Source organism: Thermus aquaticus, from assembly GCF_001280255.1.
Lineage (GTDB): Bacteria > Deinococcota > Deinococci > Deinococcales > Thermaceae > Thermus > Thermus aquaticus.
The window spans coordinates 77,953-100,882 of the sequence record NZ_LHCI01000106.1 but is presented as its reverse complement, the minus strand read 5'-3'; the positions used below and the strand labels follow the sequence as shown (position 1 = coordinate 100,882).

The 22,930-nt window shown below is 68.0% G+C and carries 20 protein-coding genes, 2 tRNA genes and 2 pseudogenes; 16 read left to right on the top strand and 8 right to left on the bottom strand.

What is annotated here, in order from left to right; genetic code table 11:
- Nucleotides 1-146, bottom strand: a pseudogene (locus tag BVI061214_RS14095) (transposase); the annotation flags it as partial.
- A 615-nt stretch (nt 147-761) separates the two neighbouring features.
- Here BVI061214_RS14095 and BVI061214_RS01485 point away from each other — a divergent pair.
- Nucleotides 762-1,739 carry a DHH family phosphoesterase gene (locus tag BVI061214_RS01485; RefSeq protein ID WP_053767009.1) on the top strand — a complete coding sequence of 326 codons (978 nt, stop codon included), beginning with the start codon at nt 762-764 and terminating at the stop codon, nt 1,737-1,739.
- On the opposite strand, the gene BVI061214_RS01480 is transcribed toward BVI061214_RS01485, so the two are convergent.
- Nucleotides 1,717-2,268, bottom strand: a complete 552-nt coding sequence (locus BVI061214_RS01480) for a Uma2 family endonuclease (RefSeq protein WP_053767008.1) — start codon at nt 2,266-2,268, stop codon at nt 1,717-1,719. The two genes, BVI061214_RS01485 and BVI061214_RS01480, sit on opposite strands and share 23 nt — an antisense overlap.
- Before the next feature lie 12 nt (nt 2,269-2,280).
- The gene (locus BVI061214_RS01475) at nt 2,281-3,501 is read right to left on the bottom strand and encodes a 2,3-bisphosphoglycerate-independent phosphoglycerate mutase (RefSeq protein WP_053767007.1); all 1,221 of its coding nucleotides are present in this window, start codon (nt 3,499-3,501) and stop codon (nt 2,281-2,283) included.
- A gap of 32 nt (nt 3,502-3,533) precedes the next feature.
- Here BVI061214_RS01475 and proS point away from each other — a divergent pair, with 32 nt between their 5' ends.
- Both proS and BVI061214_RS01465 read left to right on the top strand, forming a co-directional pair.
- Complete coding sequence (proS, locus tag BVI061214_RS01470; protein WP_053767006.1) at nt 3,534-4,967, top strand: proline--tRNA ligase; 1,434 nt, start codon at nt 3,534-3,536, stop codon at nt 4,965-4,967.
- Between the two features lie 9 nt (nt 4,968-4,976).
- On the top strand, nt 4,977-6,707 hold the full coding sequence (locus tag BVI061214_RS01465) for a GNAT family N-acetyltransferase (protein WP_053767005.1): 1,731 nt from the start codon (nt 4,977-4,979) through the stop codon (nt 6,705-6,707).
- On the opposite strand, the gene BVI061214_RS01460 is transcribed toward BVI061214_RS01465, so the two are convergent.
- Nucleotides 6,704-7,075 (bottom strand): ASCH domain-containing protein, encoded by a 372-nt coding sequence (locus BVI061214_RS01460; RefSeq protein ID WP_053767004.1) that lies wholly within the window; start codon nt 7,073-7,075, stop codon nt 6,704-6,706. The genes BVI061214_RS01465 and BVI061214_RS01460 overlap by 4 nt on opposite strands.
- Before the next feature lie 14 nt (nt 7,076-7,089).
- On the opposite strand from BVI061214_RS01460, the gene nth reads away from it, so the two are divergent.
- From nth to BVI061214_RS01440, 4 genes are all read left to right on the top strand, one after another.
- Complete coding sequence (gene nth, locus BVI061214_RS01455) at nt 7,090-7,752, top strand: endonuclease III (protein WP_156303201.1); 663 nt, start codon at nt 7,090-7,092, stop codon at nt 7,750-7,752.
- Between the two features lie 97 nt (nt 7,753-7,849).
- Nucleotides 7,850-8,983 (top strand): MFS transporter, encoded by a 1,134-nt coding sequence (locus BVI061214_RS01450; RefSeq protein WP_053767003.1) that lies wholly within the window; start codon nt 7,850-7,852, stop codon nt 8,981-8,983.
- Nucleotides 8,984-8,988: 5 nt separating this feature from the next.
- The gene (locus BVI061214_RS01445; RefSeq protein WP_053767002.1) at nt 8,989-10,203 is read left to right on the top strand and encodes a molybdopterin molybdotransferase MoeA; all 1,215 of its coding nucleotides are present in this window, start codon (nt 8,989-8,991) and stop codon (nt 10,201-10,203) included.
- 72 nt (nt 10,204-10,275) lie between these two features.
- A complete protein-coding gene (locus tag BVI061214_RS01440) occupies nt 10,276-11,817 on the top strand; it encodes a DEAD/DEAH box helicase (RefSeq protein WP_053767001.1) in 1,542 nt (513 codons plus the stop codon).
- 312 nt (nt 11,818-12,129) lie between these two features.
- On the opposite strand, the gene BVI061214_RS01435 is transcribed toward BVI061214_RS01440, so the two are convergent.
- A tRNA-Arg gene (locus tag BVI061214_RS01435) sits at nt 12,130-12,206 on the bottom strand.
- Between the two features lie 154 nt (nt 12,207-12,360).
- Here BVI061214_RS01435 and tkt point away from each other — a divergent pair.
- The 3 genes from tkt to rpe are packed head-to-tail and all read left to right on the top strand — an operon-like array spanning nt 12,361 to nt 15,484.
- Nucleotides 12,361-14,319 (top strand): transketolase, encoded by a 1,959-nt coding sequence (tkt, locus tag BVI061214_RS01430; RefSeq protein ID WP_053767000.1) that lies wholly within the window; start codon nt 12,361-12,363, stop codon nt 14,317-14,319.
- A gap of 54 nt (nt 14,320-14,373) precedes the next feature.
- Complete coding sequence (locus tag BVI061214_RS01425) at nt 14,374-14,808, top strand: phosphate-starvation-inducible PsiE family protein (protein ID WP_003045260.1); 435 nt, start codon at nt 14,374-14,376, stop codon at nt 14,806-14,808.
- A gap of 7 nt (nt 14,809-14,815) precedes the next feature.
- Nucleotides 14,816-15,484: a ribulose-phosphate 3-epimerase gene (rpe, locus tag BVI061214_RS01420; RefSeq protein ID WP_053766999.1), complete on the top strand. Its 669-nt coding sequence runs from the start codon at nt 14,816-14,818 to the stop codon at nt 15,482-15,484.
- Nucleotides 15,485-15,526: 42 nt separating this feature from the next.
- Here the strand turns inward: rpe and BVI061214_RS01415 are convergent.
- Nucleotides 15,527-15,603 (bottom strand) — tRNA-Pro (locus BVI061214_RS01415).
- A gap of 55 nt (nt 15,604-15,658) precedes the next feature.
- On the opposite strand from BVI061214_RS01415, the gene BVI061214_RS01410 reads away from it, so the two are divergent.
- From BVI061214_RS01410 to BVI061214_RS01385, 6 genes are all read left to right on the top strand, one after another.
- Nucleotides 15,659-15,976, top strand: a complete 318-nt coding sequence (locus BVI061214_RS01410) for a cupin domain-containing protein (protein ID WP_053766998.1) — start codon at nt 15,659-15,661, stop codon at nt 15,974-15,976.
- 38 nt (nt 15,977-16,014) lie between these two features.
- Nucleotides 16,015-18,183 (top strand): ATP-binding protein, encoded by a 2,169-nt coding sequence (locus BVI061214_RS01405; RefSeq protein ID WP_053766997.1) that lies wholly within the window; start codon nt 16,015-16,017, stop codon nt 18,181-18,183.
- Nucleotides 18,184-18,235: 52 nt separating this feature from the next.
- A complete protein-coding gene (locus BVI061214_RS01400) occupies nt 18,236-18,595 on the top strand; it encodes a response regulator transcription factor (RefSeq protein ID WP_053766996.1) in 360 nt (119 codons plus the stop codon).
- Nucleotides 18,579-19,727, top strand: a complete 1,149-nt coding sequence (locus tag BVI061214_RS13995) for a HEAT repeat domain-containing protein (protein ID WP_053766995.1) — start codon at nt 18,579-18,581, stop codon at nt 19,725-19,727. The genes BVI061214_RS01400 and BVI061214_RS13995 overlap by 17 nt, the downstream gene beginning before the upstream one ends.
- Nucleotides 19,715-21,118 carry a glycosyltransferase family 2 protein gene (locus BVI061214_RS01390; protein WP_053766994.1) on the top strand — a complete coding sequence of 468 codons (1,404 nt, stop codon included), beginning with the start codon at nt 19,715-19,717 and terminating at the stop codon, nt 21,116-21,118. Before BVI061214_RS13995 ends, BVI061214_RS01390 begins: the two co-directional genes overlap by 13 nt.
- 142 nt (nt 21,119-21,260) lie before the next feature.
- Nucleotides 21,261-22,115 (top strand): NAD(P)H-dependent flavin oxidoreductase, encoded by an 855-nt coding sequence (locus BVI061214_RS01385; protein ID WP_053766993.1) that lies wholly within the window; start codon nt 21,261-21,263, stop codon nt 22,113-22,115.
- A 99-nt stretch (nt 22,116-22,214) separates the two neighbouring features.
- Here the strand turns inward: BVI061214_RS01385 and BVI061214_RS13170 are convergent.
- Nucleotides 22,215-22,382, bottom strand: a pseudogene (locus BVI061214_RS13170) (transposase); the annotation flags it as partial.
- Between the two features lie 167 nt (nt 22,383-22,549).
- Nucleotides 22,550-22,930 (bottom strand): transposase (locus tag BVI061214_RS01375; protein WP_053768549.1); only part of this gene is annotated, 381 nt, incomplete at its 5' end.

Here is a 22,930-nt window from a genome sequence, read left to right as displayed (position 1 = left end):
GTAGCCTTCTGGTGCTTTTGCTTTTTGGGGAGCTTGAAGCCTTGGGCCTGAAGGGCCTTGAGCTCGTCATCCACCCAGATGTAGGTAGCCACCAGAAGGGTTTCTGCGTCAAGATAGTAGAGGGGGTGCTCTCGGCAGGAGACCATAGCACCCCCTCTTTTCTCACACCGCAGGGGTTTGGGTCAAGTAGCACACGACGGGCTATAATGTCCCTGTCCCGGGTATCCGGGAGGGGACCTTGAAAGCCAGTTTCTTCCCACGGGGACGGCGATATTCGCCTATGCGTTCTCCCTTGACCCCTCTTCCGAAGTCTTCCCATCGGCCTAAACCCCGCAAAACGCCCACCCTTTGGCCGATGCATATTCCAAGCTTCATCTTTCTCACAAACACCCCCTCCGGCGGTGCTGTCCAGAAGGGCATTCTTAGGGGGTAAAGTTGCAAACCACTTAGCCCCGTAAGGGGATTGCGACTCCTCTACCGCTTGATTACCAGCTCGGGCCCCCAAAACACGTTGCAAACCACTTAGCCCTGTAAGGGGATTGATACTGTCTTGCCTGTCAAGCCTCCCCCTGGAGGGACTGGCTGGCGCAGTACTCCCGCAATCTCCCCTTCATCCGCCTGCGGTTCATTTGGAGTAGGGGCTCCAAAGCGGAGCTTGCGGGCAGGGCCTGTTCGTTGCGCTTTCCCCGGGACAATACTACGCCTACGACCGAGCCGGGGGAGAGAAACCGGAAAACCCCTTCGCGTGATAGCCTAGCCCTGTGGACGGCAACGCCCCTGACCCCAAGTACTGGGAAAAGATGCGCCTGGTGGCCGAGGTGCTGAAGGCGGTGGAGGGCCCCATCTACATCGCCACCCACGTGGACCCTGATGGGGACGCCATCGGAAGTTCTTTAGGGCTTTACCGGGCCCTCAAGGCCCTGGGCAAGGACGCCCGCTGGGTGGCGGAGCCTCCCCGCTTCCTCCGTTTTCTGCCCAAGGAGGACGAGTACTCCGACCCCGTGGAGAAGCTTCCTCCTGGGGCCACCCTGGTGGCGCTGGACAGCGCCGAGCCCTCGAGGGTGGTGGGGGTGCCGGTGGAGGGGTTCGTCATCAACATAGACCACCACGGCACCAACCCCCGCTTCGGCCAGATCGCGGTGGTGGACCCTTCCAAGGCGGCCACGGCCCAGATGGTCAAGGACCTCATTGACCTCCTGGGGGTGGCCTGGACGGAGGAGATCGCCACCCCGGTCCTCACCGGTATCCTCACGGATACGGGCAACTTCCGCTTCGCCAACACCACCCCCGAGGTCCTCCAGGTGGCGGCGGAGCTTTTGGGCTACGGGGTGCGGCTTCCCGAGCTCACCGACCGCCTCCAGTTCCGCCCCCCCTCCTACTTCCGCCTCATGGGCCAGGTCCTCTCCACCGTGGCCTTTCACTTTGGCGGCCTGGTGGTCACCGCCCACCTGCCCGAGGACGCCCAGCGCACCGAGGAGGACTCCGACGACTTCGTGGGCCTCATCCGCTACGTGGAGGGGAGCGTGGTCTCGGTCTTTTTGCGCAGGCGGGAGGAGGGAGTGAAGGTCTCCATCCGCTCCCGGGGTGGGGTTTCCGCCCAGAACATCGCCCTGAGGCTAGGCGGGGGTGGGCACGTGCCCGCGGCGGGGGCCACCCTGAAGGACGTGGACCTGGACCGGGCCTACGAGATGGTCCTCGAGGCCGTGGCCGAAGAGCTCAGGCGGGCGGGGTACCTCTAGGGGGGTCCCAGCGCAGGAGGGGGTGGGCCAGGAGGAGCGGGGCCACCTCCTCCCCCGGTTCCACAATGAGGCGGTGGCGGAAGTGGCTTCCCCGGGGTTCCCGGTACACCTCCAGGGTCCCCGTTTCCTCCACCAGCCAGACCTCGGGTATCCCCCCTTGGGCGTAGAGGGGGAGCTTCACCTCAAGGTCCAACTCCCGGCTGGAGAAGCTCACCTCCACCACCAAAAGGGTGTCCCCGGGCTCGGGCAGCCGGGCCCGGTAAAAGTCCTCCCGGGGTTTGAGCAGGGCCAGGTCCGGATGGGGGAGGGAGTGCTGGGAAAGGCGCAGGGGGTTCTGCACGTAGACCAAGGCCCGGTCCCCGTAGAGCCTTTCCAGCTGTTTGGCCAGGTAGGTGACCAGGCTGGCGTGCCCGCTGCCGATGGGGGCCATTTCGTACACCTCGCCGTCCAGAAGCTCTAGGCGGGCCCCTTCTGGAGCCTTTTCCAGGAGGGCCTGAAACTCCTCGAGGCTCAGGCGGTGCCGGATCATCTTTCTCCCATTTTAGGCCCCGTACTTGGCTAGCCGCCCGGCGTGGGCCAGGAGGAGGGGCATGAGCTCCACGCCCCGGAGGTGGCCCAGGCTACCCTTCTGCGCCTCCTTTTCCGTGAAGCGCCCGGCCTCATCGGCCCGCAGGTAGGGGGCCTTGAGGAGAAGGGGCACGGGGTGCCAGGAGTGGGCCTTGAGGAGGGCGGGGGTGGAGTGGTCCCCGGTGATGGCGAGGACCGTGGGCCCTAGGGCCAGGATCTCCGGCAGGATGGCGTCAAAGAGCTCAATCTTCTCCACCTTGCCCCGGAAGTCGCCGTCCTCGCCCATGGCGTCCGTCTTCTTCACGTGGAAGTAAAAGAAGTCGTACTGGTCCCAGTTGTCCCTCAGGGCCTGGATCTTTCCCGGAAGGGCGTCCCCTTCCCCCTCCACGGGAAGCACGTCCATGCCCACCAGGCTGGCCAGGCCCTTGTACATGGGGTAGCTGGCGATGGCCGCCGCCTTCAGGCCGTAGACCTCCTCCATCTTGGGGAAAGAGGGCCTTTTGGAGGCCCCCCGGAAGAGGGCCCCGTTCAGCCTGGGCTCGTCCTTCAGGGCCTCCCGGATGCGCTCCGTAAGAAGGTTCAGGACCCTGGCGGTCCTCTCCGCCTCGGGCGACAGGGTCCGGGCGGGGAGGGGCTTCAGGCCCGGCTTCTGGGGGTCGGTGTCCGTCACCTGATCGGAAAGCCCCTGGCCCCTCAGGATCACCAGGAAGCGGTGCTCGCTTTCCGTGTAAAAGTGGACCTCCACGTCCTCCACCCGGGGGATGGCCTCCTTCAGCCTGGCGATGACCCGGGCGTTTTCCTCGGTGGAGGGGCGGCCCGCCCGGCGGTCCAGAACGGTGCCGTCCGGGGCCAGCGTGGCGAAGTTGCCCCGAAGGGCCACGTCCCCTTCCCGGAAGTCTGCCCCAAGCCCCAGGGCGCTTAAGGCCCCCCGGCCCACCAGGTAGCGGAAGGGGTCGTAGCCGAAGAGGGCCAGGTGGCCGGGGCCGGAGCCCGGGGTGAGGCCCGGGTAGACGGGGGTCAGGAGGCCCAGGGCGCTTTCCTGGGCCAGGGCGTCTAGGTTGGGGGTGAGGGCGGCCTCCAGCTCCGTGGGCCCGCCGGGCTTTAGGGGAAGCCCCCCCACGCCGTCCAGGACCACCAGGACGATCTTGCTCTCGGACTTCTGGGCCAGCTCCTTGAAGACGGGGAAGAGGTCCATGGGGCCATTCTACTGGGGTAATATGGGCGGGTATGGCGAAGGAGAAGGGCCTCACCCCTCAGAGCGTGGACTTCAGCGAGTGGTACCTCGAGGTCATCCAGAAGGCGGAGCTCGCCGACTACGGCCCGGTGCGGGGCACCATCGTGCTGCGGCCTTACGGCTACGCCATATGGGAGAATATCCAGAAAACCTTGGACCAGATGTTCAAGGAGACGGGCCACCAGAACGCCTACTTCCCCCTTTTCATCCCCATGAGCTTCCTCAGGAAGGAGGCCGAGCACGTGGAGGGCTTCTCCCCCGAGCTCGCCGTGGTGACCCACGCCGGGGGGGAGGAGCTGGAGGAGCCCCTGGCGGTGCGCCCCACCTCGGAGACGGTGATCGGCTACATGTGGTCCAAATGGATTAGGAGCTACCGGGACCTGCCCCAGCTCCTCAACCAGTGGGGGAACGTGGTGCGCTGGGAGCTTCGCACCCGGCCCTTCCTCCGCACCAGCGAGTTTTTGTGGCAGGAGGGGCACACCGCCCACGCCACCCGGGAGGAGGCCGAGGCGGAGGTGCGGAGGATGCTAGGGATCTACGCCAAGCTGGCCCGGGACTACGCCGCCATCCCCGTCATTGAGGGCCTGAAGACGGAGAAGGAGAAGTTCGCCGGGGCGGTCTACACCACCACCATTGAGGCCATGATGCGGGACGGTAAGGCCCTCCAGAGCGGCACCAGCCACTACCTGGGGGAGAACTTCGCCCGGGCCTTTGACATCAAGTTCCAGGACAGGGACCTCCAGGTGAAGTACGTGCACACCACCAGCTGGGGGCTTTCCTGGCGCTTCATCGGGGCCATCATCATGACCCACGGGGACGACAAGGGCCTCATCCTGCCCCCGCGCCTCGCCCCCATCCAGGTGGTCATCGTGCCCATCTACCGGGAGGAGAACCGGGAGAAGGTCCTGGAGGCGGCCTTCGCCCTGAAGAAGGACCTCCTGGCCCGGGGCCTCAGGGCGCACCTGGACGACCGGGACCAGTACACCCCCGGGTACAAGTTCCACGAGTGGGAGCTCAAGGGGGTGCCCTACCGCATAGAGCTTGGCCCCAAGGACCTCGAGGCCGGCCAGGCCGTTCTGGCGAGCCGCCTTGGGGGCAAGGAAACCCTGCCCCTCACCGCTTTGCCCGAGGCCCTGCCCGAGCGCCTGGACGCCTTCCACCAGGCCCTTTACCAAAGGGCCTTGGACTTCCAGAGGGCGCGGACCCGCAAGGTGGAAAGCTACGAGGCCTTCAAGGAGGCCGTGCAGGAGGGCTTCGCCCTGGCCTTCCACTGCGGGGACAAGGCCTGCGAGAAGCAGATCCAGGAGGAGACCACCGCCACCAGCCGCTGCGTGCCCTTTGAGGCCGAACCCGAAGAGGGCTTCTGCGTCCGTTGCGGCCGGCCTTCCGCCTACGGCAAGCGGGTGGTCTTCGCCAAGGCCTACTGAGGAGATGCGATGCGGGTTCTGGGCCGCAGGGTCTACTGGCGCTGGTACGGGGAGGTCCTCCTATCGGGCAACGTGGTCTTGCGCATGACCGGGGACGCCGCCAAGTGGCTTCGCCCCGGGGATAGCGTCCGGCTTTCCACGGAGTTCAAAAAGCCCATTCTAGGCTTTGACGAGTACGCCCTCTGGGGCCGGTTTCCCCTCTGGCCCCCCTTCGCCAAGGACCTGGAGCATGTGCGGGAGGGCCCTTTGGGGGGCGAGGCCTACCGCTACCGCCTGAGGGCCCGGGAGGCCCAGTTTGAGGCCGACTTTGAGGCCATCGCCGAGCTGGAGCAGTATCACTACGCTTCCGAGAAGGAGGTGGTGGCCCTCTGGGTCTGCCCCCGGTGCGGCCAGACCCTGGCCGCCAACAGCAAGCCCCTTTGCGAGTGCGGGGGAGAGGCCAGGCTGAAGGAGATCAAAGGCTCCACGCCGGCGAGCCGCTTTCTGGTCCTGGAGCTTAAGGAGCGCCTCCCCTTTGAGCCCAGGATCCTCGGCTACCTGCGCCTGGACCCCCCCATCCCCAGGATGCACCGCAGGACCCCCGATGGCCGCCTGGAGCGGGACATCCGGGAGCGCATCTTCCCCCCGGACTGGTTCCACCCCACCTTTGAGGGGGGCGAGGACTGGGAGAAGGCCCTGGACCAGGTGGAGACCGCCGCCGCCCGCATCGCCCGGGTGGTGGTCCACCCCGACTACCGCTCGGAGGGTTTGGGGGCCCTTCTGGTCCAGGTGGCCCTGGACTGGGTGCGGGAGCGGGGGGCCCCGGAGGGGCGGCGGGAGAAGCATCTGGTCTACACCATCGCCCAGATGGCCCGCTACCACCCCTTCTTTGAGAAGGTGGGCTTCCGCTACCTCTTTGACACCGCCTCCGGCCGCCCCGTCCTCTTCTACCCCTTGAGCGAGGAGGCCAAAGGGCATCTGGAGCGCTTCCTGAAGGAGGACCCCTACGCCAGGGCCCACGGGGGGCGGCTTTTCCAAAAAAGCTACGGCCAGGTGGCGGGCCTGCCGGGCCCCATCCGCCTCGAGGACGTCTACAAAGGCTACCGGAGCCTCCTGGACCTGAAGGGCCTTTCCCCGGAGGTGGAGGAGGTCCTTTCCGCCTTTGGGGTGAAGGCCAGGCGAGTGGAGCGGGCCGTGTTGCGGGGGGCGGACCTCGAGGTCCCGCCCCGGAGCCTGGTGGTCCTGGCCGGGGCCAGCGGGGCGGGGAAGACCACCCTCCTCCGCCTCCTCCTGGGGGAGCCCCCGGACGCCGGGCGGGTCCTCCTCCCTGGGGGGCGGGTGGCCGCCTACATCCCCGGCGAGGTGGAGGTGCCTTTGGGGGAGCTTCCCCTTCTGGAGCGGCTTTACCGGGAGATGGGAGAGGTGCGGGCCGCCATAGAGGTCCTAAACCGGGTGGGGCTCTCCGACGCCGTCCTCTACCGGGCTAGACCCCAGGAGCTTTCCACGGGGCAGAGAGAGCGCTTCCGGCTGGCCCTCCTTCTCGCCCTTCGGCCCGACCTCCTCCTCATAGACGAGTTCGCCGCCCACCTGGACGTGCCCACCGCCAGGCGGGTGGCCCTGGGCCTGGGCAAGCTCTGCCGGGAGGCGGGCATCACCCTGGTGGCCGCCACCCACCGCCCCGAGGTGCACCAGGCCCTGGACCCGGACCTCACGGTCTTCGTGGGCTACGGGGGCCTGGTGGTGGTGCCCAGGAAAGGCTAGCCTTCCTCAAAGGTCTCGGTGAGGTCCACGAACATCACCCGGCCCGGGCGCCTGGGAACGTAGAGGGGTTTTTCGTAGCGGAAGGCGTTCTCCAGCACCCAGGCGTAAAGGGGTTCGCCCTGGGCGTAGGCCCTCAGGAAGGCTTCCTCGGCCAGGTGCTTGGCGAAGTGGGGCAGGAGCTCCTCCACGCTAAAGGGCCCCTCCACCCCCACCAGGTCCGCCTGGCCGATAAGCAGGCCCCGGCTCACGATGCCCAAAGGCCCCCGGTGGCGGGCCACGCGCTTGCGGATCTCCCAGGTCTTTTTGCCGTCCACGATGTAGCTGGCGTAGGGCTCCCGCACGATGAGCCCCAGCTTGGGTTTCTCCACCCTTCCATTGTAGATTGGAGGCCGTGGCGTGTCCTAAGGAGGGGGAAAAGGCCAAAAAGGCGCGGGCTTCCGAGATCCTGAAGGCCCTGAAGGCCCTTTACCCCGGAGCTCGGACCGAGCTCAAGCACGAGAACCCCTTCCAGCTCCTAGTGGCCACGGTCCTCTCCGCCCAGGCCACGGACAAGAGCGTGAACGAGGCCACCCCGGCCCTCTTCGCCCGTTTCCCCGACGCCAAGGCCTTGGCGGCGGCCACCCCGGAGGAGGTGGAGCCCTATATCCGAAAGATCGGCCTTTACCGGACCAAGGCCAGGAACCTGGTGGCCTTAGCCCGGAGGCTCCTCGAGGACCACGGGGGGGAGGTGCCCAGGGACAAGGAGGCCCTGATGCGCCTCCCCGGGGTGGGGTGGAAGACGGCCACCGTGGTGCTGGGGGCGGCCTTTGGGGTGCCGGGGATCGCCGTGGACACCCACGTGGCCCGCCTGGCCAGGAGGCTCTGCCTCTCGGAGGCCAGGACTCCGGAGAAGATCGCCAAGGACCTGGAGGCCCTTTTCCCCAAGGACCACTGGGTCTTCGTCCACCACGCCCTGGTCCTCCACGGGCGCTACGTGTGCACCGCCAGGAGGCCCCGTTGCGGGGCCTGCGGCCTGGCCCCTTACTGCCCCAGCCGCCAGGTCTAGCGCCACCCCATGCTGGCCCAAGCCAGCACGAGGGGCCCATTTGGGGATTTCTAAGGCTAGGCGCGGGAGCGAGAAGGGGCATAAGAAAGGAGACGCTGTGCATAAACTTTCTCCCGCCTACCGCTTTCTCTTGGCAGGCTTCCTCTGGTCCTTCGGGGGGAACCTGGTCTACTTCTTCCTCAACTTCCACCTCGAGGCCCTGGGCTTTTCCCGTCAGGCCATCGGCCTGGCCCAGGCGGTGGTCCTCCTCTCCGGGGTGGCCTTCGCCCTGCCCTTGGCCTACCTGATCCCCAGGCTGGGCTTCCTGCGAAGCCTCCACCTGGCCTTCTTCCTCACCCTCCCCGTCGTTTTGCTTTTGGGCCTTGGCCTTCTGGTCTTCCCCAGCCTGGCCCTCTACGGCCTGGCGGGGGCCCTTCTGCAGGGGGCGGCGGCGCCCCTCCTCGCCCGGCTCGTCCCCGAGGGGAGGCGGGTGGCCTTCTTCAGCCTGCAGGCGGCCCTCACCACGATGAGTGGCTTCTTCTCCACCCTCCTCGCGGGCTACCTCTCCGACCTCTTCGGGGCCCAAAAGGTCCTCCTCTTCGCCCTGCCCTTCTTCCTCCTGGGACTTCCCTTTGTGTGGGGGCTTCCGGTGGCGGAAGGGGAGAGGAGGCCTTTGAGGCTTTCCCGTCGCCTCTTCCTCTGGCTCAGGCTCCTCTTGCCCCAGGTGGTCATCGGCTTCGGGGCGGGGCTCGTCATCCCCTTTTTGAACCTTTACCTGAAGGAGAAGTTCGGCCTCACCTACGGGACCACGGGGCTCATCTTCGCCCTCTCCTCCCTGGCCACGGGGGCGGCCATGCTTCTCCAGCCCCTCCTGGTTCAAAGGCTCGGGCGGCTTGGGGCCATCGTCTTCGTCCAGGCCCTCTCCCTGCCCTTTCTGGCGGCCTTGGCCTGGGCCCCCTGGCTTCCCTTGGTCACCCTGGCCCTCCTCATCCGCGGGGCCCTGATGAACGCCGCCGGGCCCGTGTACGCCGCCTTGGTCATGGACTACCTGGACGAGGAGGAAAGGCCGGGCTTCTTCCTGGTGGAAAGCGCCTTCTGGAGCCTTCTCTTCGCCATGGCGAGCGCCCTTTCCGGCCTGGTCCAGGGGGCCGTGGGGCTCAGGGCCTTTGACCTCCTCTTCGGGGTGACCCTCGCCCTCTACGCCCTGGGCATCGCCCTTTGGCCCTGGGCCTTCCGCAAGCGGGTAGACTAAAGCCGATGCGCACGAACCTCAGCGTGGAGGAAGCCCTGAGCCTGGTCCTGGAAGGGGCCAGGGGGGAGCTTAGTGTGGAGGAGCTTCCCCTAAGGGAGGCCTACGGCCGGGTCTTGGCCGAGGACCTGGCCTCTTTGGTGGACCACCCCGACCAGGACGACACCGCCGTAGACGGCTACGCCTGCCGGGAGGCGGACACCCTTTTGGCCTCCCCCGAGCGCCCGGTGCGCCTCAGGGTGATCGGGGAGGCCCCGGCGGGTAAGCCCTTCTTGGGGGAGGTGGGGCAGGGGGAGGCGGTGGCCGTCTACACCGGGGCCCCCATTCCCCGGGGGGCGGACGCCGTCATCCGGGTGGAGGACACCCGGCGGGAGGGGGCGTACGTCCTCTTCCTGGCCCCGGCTTCCCCCAAGGACATCCGGCCCAAGGGGGACGACCTTAGGCGGGGTGAGGTCTACCTGAGGCGGGGGGACCTCCTCACCCCCGGGCGGCTGGGCCTGGCGGCGGCCATGGGCCACCCCCGGGTCCGGGTCTACCGGCGGCCTAGGGTGGGCATCCTCTCCACCGGGGACGAGGTGGTGGAGCCCGGGGAGCCCCTACCCTACGGGGGGGTCTACAACTCCAACGCCTATAGCCTCTTGGGGCTGGTCCTCGAGGCCGGCGGGGAGCCCGTCCTCCTGGGCAAGGTCCCCGACAGCCCCGAGGCGGTGATGGCCAAACTGGAGGAGGCGGGCCACCTGGACCTCCTCCTCACCTCGGGCGGGGTCTCCATGGGGGAGTACGACGTGGTGCGGAAGGTCCTGGAGGAGAAGGGGGAGGTGGTCTTCTGGAAGGTGCGCCAGCAGCCCGGGGGGCCATTGCTCTTCGCCCGGCTCGGGGGGCTTCCCGTCCTGGGCCTTCCCGGAAACCCGGTGTCCAGTATGGTGACCTTCTTCCTTTACGGGAGGCCCTTCCTCTTCCGCCTCCTAAAGCGGACCGAGCCCCCTTACGGCACCCTCAAGGCCAGGGCCGAGACCCCCTTCAAGGGGGCCAAGGGTAAAAAGGTCTTCCGCCGGGGCGTCCTCTCCTTGGCCCAGGGGCCCAGCGTGCGCACCACCGGGAACCAGAGTAGCGGGGTCCTCCGCTCCATGGCCTTCGGCAACGCCCTGGTGGTCCTTCCCCCGGACCAGGACGCCCGGGAGGGGGAGGAGGTGGAGGTCATCCCCTTGACTTTTGTGCCCTAGCTCACTAGACTGGACAGGTTTACGGGCGTCACCTCCCTTTTCGGGCGCAGGTGGGCCCGGAAAGGAAAAGAAGTGGAGTTCAAAGACTTTCCCCTGAAGGACGAGATCAAGGAAGCCCTCTACGGGCGGGGCATCACCGCGCCCACCCCCATCCAGGCGGCGGCTTTGCCCCTGGCCCTCGAGGGCAAGGACCTCATCGGCCAGGCCCGCACCGGCACCGGCAAGACCCTGGCCTTCGCCCTGCCCATCGCGCAAAGGTTGGAGGCGAGCCGGCAAAGGGGGCGGAAGCCCAGGGCCCTGGTCCTCACGCCCACCCGCGAGCTGGCCCTCCAGGTGGCCTCGGAGATGGCCGCCGTGGCCCCGCACCTGAAGGTGGTCCCCGTCTACGGGGGCACGGGCTACGGCAAGCAAAGGGAGGAGCTCCAGAAGGGGGCCGACGTGGTGGTGGCCACCCCGGGCCGGGCCCTGGACTACCTGCGCCAGGGGGTCTTGGACCTCTCGGAGGTGGAGATCGCCGTTTTGGACGAGGCGGACGAGATGCTCTCCATGGGCTTTGAGGAGGAGGTGGAGGCCATCCTCTCCGCCACGCCCCCTTCCCGCCAGACCCTCCTCTTCTCCGCCACCCTGCCCACCTGGGCCAGGCGCCTGGCCGAGCGCTACATGAAAAGCCCGGTGGTCATCAACGTGGTGAAGGAGGAGGGGGTCACCTACCGGGAGGAGGCCATCCTGGCCCCCACGGACCGCCTCGCCCTCCTCTCCGACCTCCTTTACTTGAAGGCCCCCAAGCGGGCCATCGTCTTCACCAAGACCAAGGCTGAGACCGAGGAGGTGGCCGCGGGCCTCCTCCGGCTGGGGCACGCCGCCCGGGCCATCCACGGGGACCTCTCCCAGGCGGACCGGGAGCGGGTCATGCGGGCCTTCCGGGAAGGGGAGGTGAGGGTTCTCGTGGCCACCGACGTGGCCGCTAGGGGGCTGGACATCCCCGAGGTGGACCTGGTGGTCCACTACCGGCTTCCCGACAAGCCCGAGACCTACCAGCACCGCTCCGGGCGCACGGGGCGGGCGGGCAGGGGCGGGGAGGTGGTCATCCTCTACGGCCCCCGGGAGAAGCGGGAGCTGGCCGAGCTGGAGCGGGCTGTGGGCCGCCCCTTCAAGCGGGTCAACCCCCCCACGCCCGAGGAGGTCCTCGAGGCCAAGTGGCAGCACCTCCTGGCCCGCCTGGCCCGGGTTCCGGAGAAGGACTACAAGCTCTACCTGGACTTCGCCGGCCGCCTCTTCGCCGAGGGTCGGGTGGAGGTGGTGGCCGCCCTCATGGCCCTCATCCTGGGCGGGGCCCCCAAGGAGAGGAGCCTCCTCACGGGGGAGGAGGGCTGGATCACCCTGAAGGCCACGGGGGCGAGGCTCACCCTGCCCCGGCTGGTGGCCCTTTTGAAGGAGCGGGGCCTCGAGGTGGGCAAGATCGCCGAGGCCGAGGAAGGCTTCTACCTGGACCTCCGCCCTCAGGACCTGCCCAAGGCGGCCGAGGTCCAGGGCCTCAAGCTGGAGCGGGCCAAGCGGGTGGAGAGGGTTTTGGAGACCGCCTCCCGCCCCCGCCGCCCGGCCCGGTCCTTTTAGGGGGCGCCCCGGGCTTAAGTACCCCACCGCGGCAAAAGCCGCGGTGGGGGCCCCAGAAAAGCCCCTCCACAGCCCCGACTCGGGCACCCCATGTTGCGAAACAAAAGTGCGGGCACTTAGGGATCTAGGCCCAGGGGTTTTGGGGTAGTACCTTGCGGTATGGGCGAGGACGAAGAGGACATCCACCTCCTCCGCCGGGTGGCCTGGAGGGACGAGGAAGCCCTTCTGCACCTCTACCGCCGCTACGCTCCTCGGGTCCAGGGACTCAAAAAGACCTCCGCCCAGGCTTTCCTGGGCGGAGCGTTTCCTGCTTGGTGCGCCCGGAGGGATTCGAACCCCCGACCTAGGGCTTAGGAAGCCCCCGCTCTATCCTGCTGAGCTACGGGCGCCCACACCTAGGGGATTCTACCACCCCGCGCGCCTTTGGGCAAGGCGTATAGTCTTTCTCCGGGGCAGGGCCCTCTTTCATAAGAGGGGCTTTATGTTTGCCCCGGAGAGGCCGCCTTGTGCCCGGCCTCACACCTTCGTAGCCTGGAGGGAACCATGACCGAGACCAAAGACCTCGCCACCCTTTCGGTGAACGCCATCCGCTTCCTGGCCATAGACGCCGTGGAAAAGGCCAAGAGCGGCCATCCGGGCATGCCCATGGCCATGGCCCCCCTGGCCTACCTCCTCTACCGGGAGGTCCTGCGCCACAACCCCCTGGACCCCGCCTGGCCCAACCGGGACCGCTTCGTCCTCTCCGCTGGGCACGGCTCCATGCTCCTTTACGCCGTCCTCCACCTCACGGGCTACGACCTTCCCCTGGAGGAGCTCAAGCGCTTCCGCCAGTGGGGCTCCAAGACCCCGGGTCACCCCGAGTACGGCCACACGCCGGGGATGGAGGTGACCACGGGGCCTTTGGGACAGGGGATCGCCACCGCCGTGGGGATGGCCCTGGCGGAAAGGAAGCTGGCTGCCGAGTTCAACCGCCCCGGCCACGTGGTGGTGGACCACTACACCTACGTCCTGGCCTCGGACGGAGACCTGATGGAAGGGGTCTCGGGAGAGGCCAGCTCTCTGGCAGGGACCTGGGGGCTTTCCAAGCTCATCGTCTTCTGGGACGACAACCGCATCTCCATTGACGGCCCCACCGACCTGGCCTTCACCGAGGACGTCCTGGCCCGCTACCGGGCCTACGGCTGGCACACCCTGAGGGTGGAGGACGCAAACGACCTAAATGCTCTCCGCCACGCCATCAAGCTGGCAAAGCTGGACGAGCGGCCCAGCCTCATCGCCGTCCGGAGCCACATCGGCTACGGCTCCCCCAAGCAGGACTCCCACAAGGCCCACGGGGAGCCCCTGGGGCCGGAGGCGGTGGAGGCCACCCGGAAAAACCTGGGCTGGCCCTACCCCCCCTTTGAGGTCCCGGAGGAGGTCTACCGCCACATGGACATGCGAAAGAGGGGAAAGGCCCTTCAGGAGGCCTGGGAAAGGGCCATGGAGGCCTACGCCAAGGCCTTCCCCGACCTCTACGAGGAGCTTTCCCGCCGCCTCAAAGGGGAGCTCCCCTCCCTCCCCGAGGAGCCCCCGGCCTTTGACAAGCCCATCGCCACCCGGGCTGCCAGCGGCAAGGCCCTGGACGCCATCGCCCCCAAAATGCCCGAGCTCTTGGGGGGAAGCGCCGACCTCACCCCCTCCAACAACACCCAGGCCCAGGGGATGGCGGACTTCTCCCGGGAAAACCCCCTGGGGCGCTACCTTCACTTCGGCGTGCGGGAGCACGCCATGGGGGCCATCCTGAACGGCCTGAACCTCCACGGGGGGTACCGGGCCTACGGGGGCACCTTCTTGGTTTTCTCCGACTACATGCGCCCCGCCGTCCGCTTGGCGGCCCTCATGGGCACGCCCACGATCTTCGTCTACACCCACGACTCCATCGCCCTGGGGGAGGACGGCCCCACCCACCAGCCCGTGGAGCACCTCATGAGCCTGCGGGCCATACCCAACCTCTGGGTCATCCGGCCCGCCGACGCCTACGAGACCTTCTACGCCTGGCAGGTGGCCCTGAGGCGCAAGGAGGGCCCCACGGCCATCGTCCTCACCCGGCAGGCCGTGCCCCTCCTCCCCCCGGAGAAGGCCAAGGGGCTTCTTAAGGGCGGGTACGTCCTGGAAGACGCGGAGGAGCCCGAAGGGGTGATCGTGGCCACGGGGAGCGAGGTCCACCTGGCCCTGAAGGCCCGGGCCCTCCTAGGGGAAAGGGGCAGGCGGGTGCGGGGGGTGAGCCTGCCCTCCTTGGAGCTCTTCGCCGCCCAGCCCGAGGCCTACCGCAAGGAGGTCCTTCCCCCGGGCCTGCCCACGGTGGCCGTGGAGGCCGGGGCCAGCCTGGGCTGGGAGCGCTACGCCCACAAGGTGGTGGGCCTGGACCGCTTCGGGGCCAGCGCCCCCTACCTCGAGGTCTACGAGCGGTTGGGCTTCACCCCGGAGAGGGTGGCGGAGGCCCTGCTCTCCCTCCTTGTGTAGGCACACCGCTTCCCCCCTGTGGGAGAGGAGGACGGCCCCCGCTAGGCTATTCCCATGGAGTATCTTTTCCGGCTGTTTCCCCGGGTGGAGGCGGTCATCTACGCCTTCGCGGGTCTCCTGGTGGTCCTGGGGGCGGCCTACTTGATGGTGGCCGCCGTGTTTGAGGGGATGGAGCTCCTGCGCCTCGGGAAAGGGGCCAGCCTTCCCATCTTCCTCTTGGATCGGGTCCTCCTGGCCCTGATGATGGCGGAGATCCTCTACACCCTGATCCGCTTTGCCCGCGAGGGGCAGCTCCAGGTGGAGCCATTCTTGGTTATCGGCATCATCGCCGGGGTGCGGAGGATCCTGGTGATCACCGCAGAGGGGTTGCAGAAATACCCCTTTTCCCTGGACCACCCGGGGTTCCAGGCGGTCTTGGCGGAGCTCCTCCTCCTTTCCCTCATGGTTCTGGCCCTGGCCTGGGCGTACCGCATGGTGCGCGGGGTATAGTGGGGCCGTGCGCTTTGCTCCCTCCATCCTCACGGCGGATCTATCCCGGCTTAAGGAGGTGATCGGGGAGGCGGAGGCGGCCGGGGTGGACTGGATTCACCTGGACGTGATGGACGGGGTTTTCGTCCCCAACCTCACCTTCGGCCCCATCCTGGTGGAGGCGGTGCGCCGGGTGACCAGGCTCCCTTTGGACGTTCACCTCATGATCGTCAACCCGGAGCGCTACCTGGAGGACTTCGCCCGGGCGGGGGCCGATGTGATCACCGTCCACTTTGAGGCCACGCCCCACGCCCATCGGGCGGTGCAGAAGGTGAAGGAGCTGGGGAAGAAGGCGGGATTGGCCATCAACCCCGCCACCCCTCTCTCCGCCTTTGAGGCCCTCCTGCCCGAGCTGGACCTGGCCCTCCTCATGAGCGTGAACCCAGGGTTTGGCGGGCAAAAGTACATTCCCCAGTCCACGGAGAGGCTTAGGCGGCTCAAGGCCATGCGGGACGCCCTGAACCCCGCCTGCCTCATTGAGGTGGACGGGGGGGTTAACCAGACCACGGTGGGGGAGGTTTACCTGGCGGGCGCCGACGTGGCCGTGGTGGGAAGCGCCCTCTTCAACGACAAGCCGGTAAGGGAGAACCTGAAAGCCCTAAAGGAGGTCCTGAAAAGGGTCACCGGCCAGATGTAGGCCCAAAAAGCCAAGGCCCCGCCCCCTAGGGGGCGGGGTTCTTGGTCGGGGAGGCCGGATTTGAACCGACGACCACACGCACCCCAAGCGTGTGCGCTACCAGGCTGCGCTACTCCCCGGCGCGCAAAAGCTAGTCTAGCCTCCTTAAGGCCCTGCGTCAAGTAGACTGGGGGCGTGGAGATCCGCGATTTAAAAAAGCTCGCCCGCTTCTCCGAGGAGAAGCTTTTGAAGATCCCCGTCTTCCAGTCCGAGAAGATATTCTTTGACCTCTACGCCCTCCTCCCGGGCCAGGCCCAGAAGGCCCACGCCCATGCGGGCTCGGACAAGGTCTACTACGTCTTGGAGGGCGAGGTGGTGGTCCAGGTGGGGGAGGAGGAGGCCCTTCTGGTCCCGGGCATGGCTGCCTTGGCCCCGGCGGGGGAGGTGCATGGGGTCAGGAACGAGTCCGCAAGTCCTGCCCTCCTCCTGGTGGTCATGGCTCCCAAGCCCTAATCACAGGGTTTTCACACCCAGGCCCTAGGCTGAAGGCGATGCTCCAGGCTCCCCCCTCGGACCTGGCCTTCTTGGCGGACCTCCTCGCCCGCTACCCCGTGCGGCTCGTCTACCGGGGGCAGGTTCTGCCCGAGGGCCCGGTGCGGGGGGAGAAGCTTCTGGAGGAGGGGGGGCTGGCCCTCTACTGGGAGGGCCAAAGGCCCCCGGGCCGGGAGGTGCGGGAGGCCTTGGCCCTCCTCCTGGGCGCCTTCCGGGAGGTTTTGGCCCTGAGGGAGCGGGAGCTCGCCCTTCTCCGGGCCCAGGACGAGACGGCGAGGCTTCTTAGGCTTCTCCTCCACGAGATCAAGAACCCCCTCATGAGCGTCCTGGGGGCCTTGGAGCTGGCCCTGGAGACCGAGGGGCTTCCCGAGGAGGCCAAGGAGCTTCTCCAGATCGCCGAGAAGAGCGCCCGGCGCATCCAGGAGCTTCTACAAAAGGCCCAGGACTACCTGAAGCTGGGCCAGGGGGTCCGCCTCAAGGTGGAGCGCGTGGACCTGAAGGCGCTCCTCCAGCAGGCGGCGGAGGAGGTGCGCCCCCTGGCCCGCAGGAAGCGGATCGCCCTCCGCCTCACCCTGCCCCGGGGGGAGGCCTGGGTCTACGGGGACCGGGACTGGCTCTACCAGGCGGTCTTGAACGTTCTCTCCAACGCCGTCAAGTACACGCCGGAAGGGGGGCGGGTGGCGGTGCGCCTCCTTCTGGGCCGGGACCGCTACGGCATCGCCGTGGCCGACACCGGCCCCGGCATCCCCAAGGAGGAGCAGGACAAGGTCTTTGAGCCCTTCTACCGGGCCTCCACCCGGGGGGAGGTGGAGGGGACGGGCCTGGGGCTCGCCCTGGTGAAGCGGGTCCTCGAGGCCCACGGGGGCGAGGTGCGCCTAAAAAGCCGCCTGGGCCGGGGGAGCACCTTCCTCCTCCTCCTACCCCGGCCCAGGCCGGGCCAGAGGGCCCCGGTGGGGCGGCTTCTCCTCCTCCTGCTCGCCCTCATCGCCCTGGCTCGCCTTCCCCTCTACCCGGCCCCCCTGGGCTCCAAGGCCTTTGGGGAGGTGCCCGCCGGAGAGGTGGTGCGCCTTGGGGGGTTGGAGCTTGCCTTCAGCCCCGAGGCCCGGGGGGAGGCCAGGCGGTGGCGGAGCTTCTGGGGCGGGGGAGAGCGGGTGCGGGTGGCCCTGGAGGCGGGCAGCGTGGAGGTGGTGCGGGAGGCGGCCATTCCCCTCGCCCTCTCCACCCCGGAAGGGGAGGTGCGGCCCACGGGCACCCACCTCCGCCTCTCCCGGGAGGAGAGGGGGCGGGTCTCCCTCTACCGGGGCCGGGTGGCCCTGGGGGTCGAGGCGCTTTCCGGCGGGGAGGGGGCGGTCCTGGGCACGGGGGTGAGGCGGAAGCTCCTCTCCGCTCCCCTGGTGCGGGCGGCCTACGGCCCCTCGGGGGAGGTGGTCTTCCGCTTCCTGGGGCCGGAAGGGGCCAGGGGCTTCCGGGTGGAGGTGCAAAGCGGCGAGGCCGTGGTCCTCTCGGCCAAGGCGGCGGGGCCCACCTTCACCTACGCCCCCATGGCCGACCGGGTGAGCCAGGTGCGGGTCATGGCCCTGGACCAGGTGGGCCTCGAGGGCTTCCCCTCCGACCCCCTCCCCTTCCGGGAGCGGAGGAGCTTTTACGGGGGCAAAAAACACCTCCCCCAGGACCCCGTGGGGGCCGAGGCCTATCTGAGGCGGGCGGTCGCGGCCTTCCCCGACGACGCCGAGGCGATTGGGGAGCTCGCCTTCGCCCTCTACCTCCAGGGCCGCCACGCTGAGGCCAAGCCCCTTTACGAGAAGGCCCTGGCCCTCCTGGACAGCCCCGACATCCGGGTGCGCTACGCCCGGCTCCTCTACCACATGGGGCGCTACGGCGAGGCGGAGGCGGGCTACCGCCAGGTCCTGGCCCAGGACCCCGGGAACCTGGACGCCCGCTGGGGCCTGGCGGAGGTGGTCCTGGCCCTGGGCCGGGCCAAGGAGGCCGAGCTCCTGGCCCGAGGGGTCCTGGCGGTCAAGCCCGACTACCCCCTGGGCCGCTTCACCCTGGCCAAGGCCCTTCTGGAGCAGGGGAAGAAGGAGGAGGCCCGGAGGCTTCTCAGGGAAGAGCTCAGGGCTAACCCGGACCCCGAGGTGGAGCGCTTTTTGCGTGAGGTAGGCGAGTGAGCCTTTCACAAGGCTTTGACATCCCCTTCTTATCCTGGGGATAGGAAGTGGCATGAGGGTTCTTTTGGTGGAGGACGACCCTGCGGTGGCCCGGGTCCTGGAGATGGCCCTCTCCCGGGCGGGCCATCAGGTCCACCTGGCCAGGGACTTCCCCACGGCCAAGGCGAAGCTGGCCGAGCCCTGGGACGCGATCGTCCTGGACCTGAACCTGCCCGGCGGGTTTGGCCTGGACCTCCTCCGCCACCTGCGCCAGGACCTGGGCCGGGCGACCCCGGTGATCATCCTCTCCGGCCTGAAGCAGGAGAGGACCATCCTGGAGGCCATGCGCCTGGGGGCCCAGGACTACCTCACCAAGCCCTTTAGCCCCCAGGAGCTGGTCCTCAGGCTGGAAAGGTATGTGGCGCAGGGGTGAGCGCCTTTACGCCCTTTTGGTCTTCCTGGTGGTGGCCCTCGAGGCCCTGGCCCTGGGTGGGCTTGTCTGGGTGTTCTCAGGGCGGCTTCTGGGAGCCTTTGACTATCCTATGGCCAGGCTTCACCTCCTGCGGGCCCTCTTCCTCACCGCCTTGGCCCTCGTGGTCCTCGGGGCCTACATCCTCGTCTACCACGCCTACACCGCCCTCAAGGAGGCCCGGGACAAGGCCCTTTACGAGCGCTACCTTTCCGCCTTCACCGAGGCCCTCTTTTCTGGGACGGAGCCCCCGCCTCCTCCCTGGCCGGAGCCCGCCCTGGAAGCCCTTCTGCACCTGCGGGAGATGCTGAAGGGGGAGATGGGGGAAAAGGTGGCCCGGTGGCTCAGGAAGGGCCGCCCGCCCTGGGCCTTTCGCCTTAAGTCCCGGTGGGCTTCCCGCCCCGTGAGGCTGGAGGCCCTGGAGGCTTTGGGCCTGGCCCGGCTTCCCGAGACCCTGGAGGCCATCCTGCCCTACCTGGAGCACCAGGACCCCGTTCTCCGCCTGGCGGCGGCCCGGGCCGCCGCCAGGGCCGCCCAGGGGAAAGGGGTCTTGCACCTGGGAGAGGCCCTCCTGAAGGCGGGGCTTCCTAAAGGGGCCCTTTTGGAAGTCCTCCTTCTCCTGGAGGACCGGGCGGAGCCCGTGGTGGCCCTTTTCCTGGAAAAGGGGGGAAGGGGGGAGGTCTGGGCGGCTCTGGAGGCCATCGGCCGCCTCCACCTCCACGGCCTGGCGGAGAGGGTCCTGCCCTTTTTGGAGGCGGAGGACCCCGAGGTTCAGGCGGCGGCCCTCAGGGCCCTGGCCCGGCTCGGCTACCCTCCCGTGGGGTACGAGGACGTGGTCCTGGGGCTTTTGCGGAGGGAGGAGGAGTTCTTGAGGGTCCATGCGGCCCGCCTCCTTCCGCTTCTTCCCCGAAACCTGGCCCGAAGGGCCCTCTGGGAGGCCCTCAAGGACCCTTCCTTTTACGTGCGCCGGGCGGCGGCGGAGGCCCTGGCCTCTTTGGACCTGGAGCTTTTGCGGAAAGCGGGCGAGGCCCACCCTGACCCCTACGGCCGGGCCATGGCCGCCCAGGTGCTTCGGGAGGTGGCATGGAACTCCTAGCCTGGCTTCTTTACGCCTATCAGTTCTTGGTTCTCTACTATTTCGCCGTCCTTAACCTCCTCTACGCCACCTTCGCCCTCTTTGGCCTCCGGATGGTGGCCCGCTACGCCCGGGAGCTTTCGGAGCTTTCCCTCAAGGACCTCCTGGAGCGGGAGGCCTACCTGCCCGTTTCCATCCTGGTCCCCACCTACAACGAGGAGAAGACCATCGCCGCCTCGGTGAGGTCCTTCCTCGCCCTCCGCTACCCGGAGTTTGAGGTCATCGTGGTCTGCGACGGTCCCAGGGACCGGACCCTCGAGGTCCTCAAGGAGGCCTTCCGCCTGGTCCGGGTGGACTGGGTCTTCAAGAGGGCCCTTCCCACCAAGCCCATCCGCGGGGTCTACCGCTCCCTCACCTACCCCAACCTCCTGGTGGTGGACAAGGAGAACGGCGGCAAGGCGGACGCCCTGAACGCCGGGCTCAACTTCGCCCGCTATCCCCTCTTCTGCGGGGTGGATGCCGACAGCCTCCTGGACCCCGAGGCCCTCCTGAGGGCCAGCCGCCTCTTCCTGGAGGACGAGCGGGTCCTGGCCGTGGGGGGAACCATCCGCCCCCTGAACGGGGCCAGGGTCCGGGAGGGCATCGTGGAGGAGCTCCGCCTCCCCCGAGGCTTCCTGGAGAAAATGCAGATTATTGAGTACGCCCGGGCCTTCTTCATGGGGCGGGCCGGGTGGAGCGCCATGAACGCTCTGCTCATCATCTCCGGGGCCTTTGGCCTCTTCCGGCGGAGCGAGGCCATAAAGGTGGGGGGGTACCGCACGGACACAGTGGGGGAGGACATGGAGCTGGTGGTCCGCCTCCACCGGAGGGCGTGGGAAGAGGGGCGGGACTACCGGGTCCTCTATACCCCGGACCCCATCTGCTACACGGAGGTCCCCGCCGACTGGGCCACCTTGAGGCGGCAGCGGAACCGCTGGCACCGGGGCCTTTGGGAGGTGCTCTGGCTCCACCGGGCCATGCTCTTCAACCCCAGGTACGGCCGCCTGGGCCTTTTGGCCATGCCCTACTTCTTCCTCTTTGAGGCCCTGGGGCCGGTGGTGGAGGTCCTGGGCTACCTGCTTCTCCCCGTCTTCTACCTCCTCGAGGTCTTCAACGCCGAGTTCGCCCTCCTTTTCTTCCTCCTGGCCCTGGGGTACGGGGTCCTCCTCTCCCAGCTGGCCATCGGCATGGAGACCCTTCTCCTGAAGCGCTACCCCAGGCTCCGCGACCGGGTGGCCCTCCTCTTTTTGAGCCTTCTAGAGGCCCTGGGTTACCGCCAGGTCCTGGCCCTGGAGCGCTTTATAGCCACCTTCCAGGTCCTGAGGAAGCGGGGCCAGTGGGGGGAGATGCGCCGCAAGGGGCTAGGCGGCTAGGGCCGGAAGCGCCGCACCACCAGGACCCGGAGGAGCGCGGGGGCCAGGATGGGGAGGTGGTAGGGGCTCGGTCCCACCTCGAGGCGGGCCACCGGCCCCGCCACCCCTTGATTATTCCTTGAACCGGGTAAAATCATAGGCCATGGAGACCGCCATCACCAGGATGCTTTCCATCCGCTACCCCATCGTGGCCGCCCCCATGTTTCTGGTTTCCGGGGCCAGGCTCCTTCTGGCTGTGGCCGAGGCGGGGGGGATTGGGGTCATCCCCAGCCTCAACTTCCGCACCCACCAGGCCTTCCGGGAGTTTCTGGAGACCTTCCCCCAGGGGGTGCCCTTCGGGGTCAACCTGATCCTGAAGGACAACCCCCGCCTCGAGGAGGACCTCCTGGCCGTGGCCGAGCGCCGGGTGCCCCTGGTGGTCACCTCCCTGGGGGACCCCACGCCGGTGGTGGAGAAGGTCAAGGCCTACGGGGGCGTGGTCTGGTGCGACGTGGTGGGCCTGAGGCACGGCAGGAAGGCGGTGGAGGCCGGGGCCGATGCCCTGGTGGCCGTGGCCTCTGGGGCCGGGGGGCACGCCGGGCAGGTGAGCCCCTTCGTCCTGGGGCCCTGGCTTAAGGCGGAGTTAGGGGTGCCCGTGCTCATCGCCGGGGGGATTGCCACAGGCCGCCAACTTCTGGCCGCCTTGGCCCTGGGGGACGGGGCGTATATCGGCACCCGCTTCATCGCCACCCTGGAGTCCGAGGCCCCTCTGGAGTACAAGGAGGCCCTCCTCCGGGCCACGCCCGAGGACATCCTCTACACCCCGGAGGTGACGGGGGTGCCCGCCAACTTCCTCAAGGAGTCCCTGGAGCGCTTCCGCCAGGGCGGGGGGAAGGCCTGGAAGGAGGTCTACTCCGCCGGACACGGGGTGGCCTTCATCCGCGAGATCCCCTCGGCCAAGGAGGTGGTGGCCCGGCTGGTGGCCGAGTACCAGGAGGCCAAAAAGGCCTTGCCCTGATGGGGTTCTTCTGAAAACCTTGCGTCTTCTCGCCTTCCTGATCCTCCTTTTGGCCCCGGGCCTGGCCTAGAGGCTGTCGTAAAAGTCCTCCACGGGCAGTTACACGGCCCTGGCTAGCCGCTTCACCAACAATCGTAGCATGCCCAGATAGACCCAGGCCTCGCTTACCCGAGGGTTCTCCTCATAGTCCTTGGCAAGACGCCGGTTCCGCCCCAGCCAGGCAAAGGTCCTCTCCACCACCCACCTCTTAGGTAAAGGCTTGAACCCACGCTCCCGCGGAATCTCCGGCACCTCCGCCCCCTCCCGCACCCAGACCCCCCGTACCCCCGCGTAGGGACGGGCCACCACCTCCAGCTCCAAACCCAGGGAAGAAGCCGTCTCCTTGAGGCCCCGGGCCTGGCCTAGAGGCTGTCGTAAAAGTCCTCCACGGGCAGTTACACGGCCCTGGCTAGCCGCTTCACCAACAATCGTAGCATGCCCAGATAGACCCAGGCCTCGCTTACCCGAGGGTTCTCCTCATAGTCCTTGGCAAGACGCCGGTTCCGCCCCAGCCAGGCAAAGGTCCTCTCCACCACCCACCTCTTAGGTAAAGGCTTGAACCCACGCTCCCGCGGAATCTCCGGCACCTCCGCCCCCTCCCGCACCCAGACCCCCCGTACCCCCGCGTAGGGACGGGCCACCACCTCCAGCTCCAAACCCAGGGAAGAAGCCGTCTCCTTGAGGCCCCGGTAGGCCCCGTCCTGGGGCATCTCCTTCTCCAGGGCCTCCAGCAGGGCCTGGGCCTTGTCGCGGTAGACCCGCCGGACCCGCTCAAG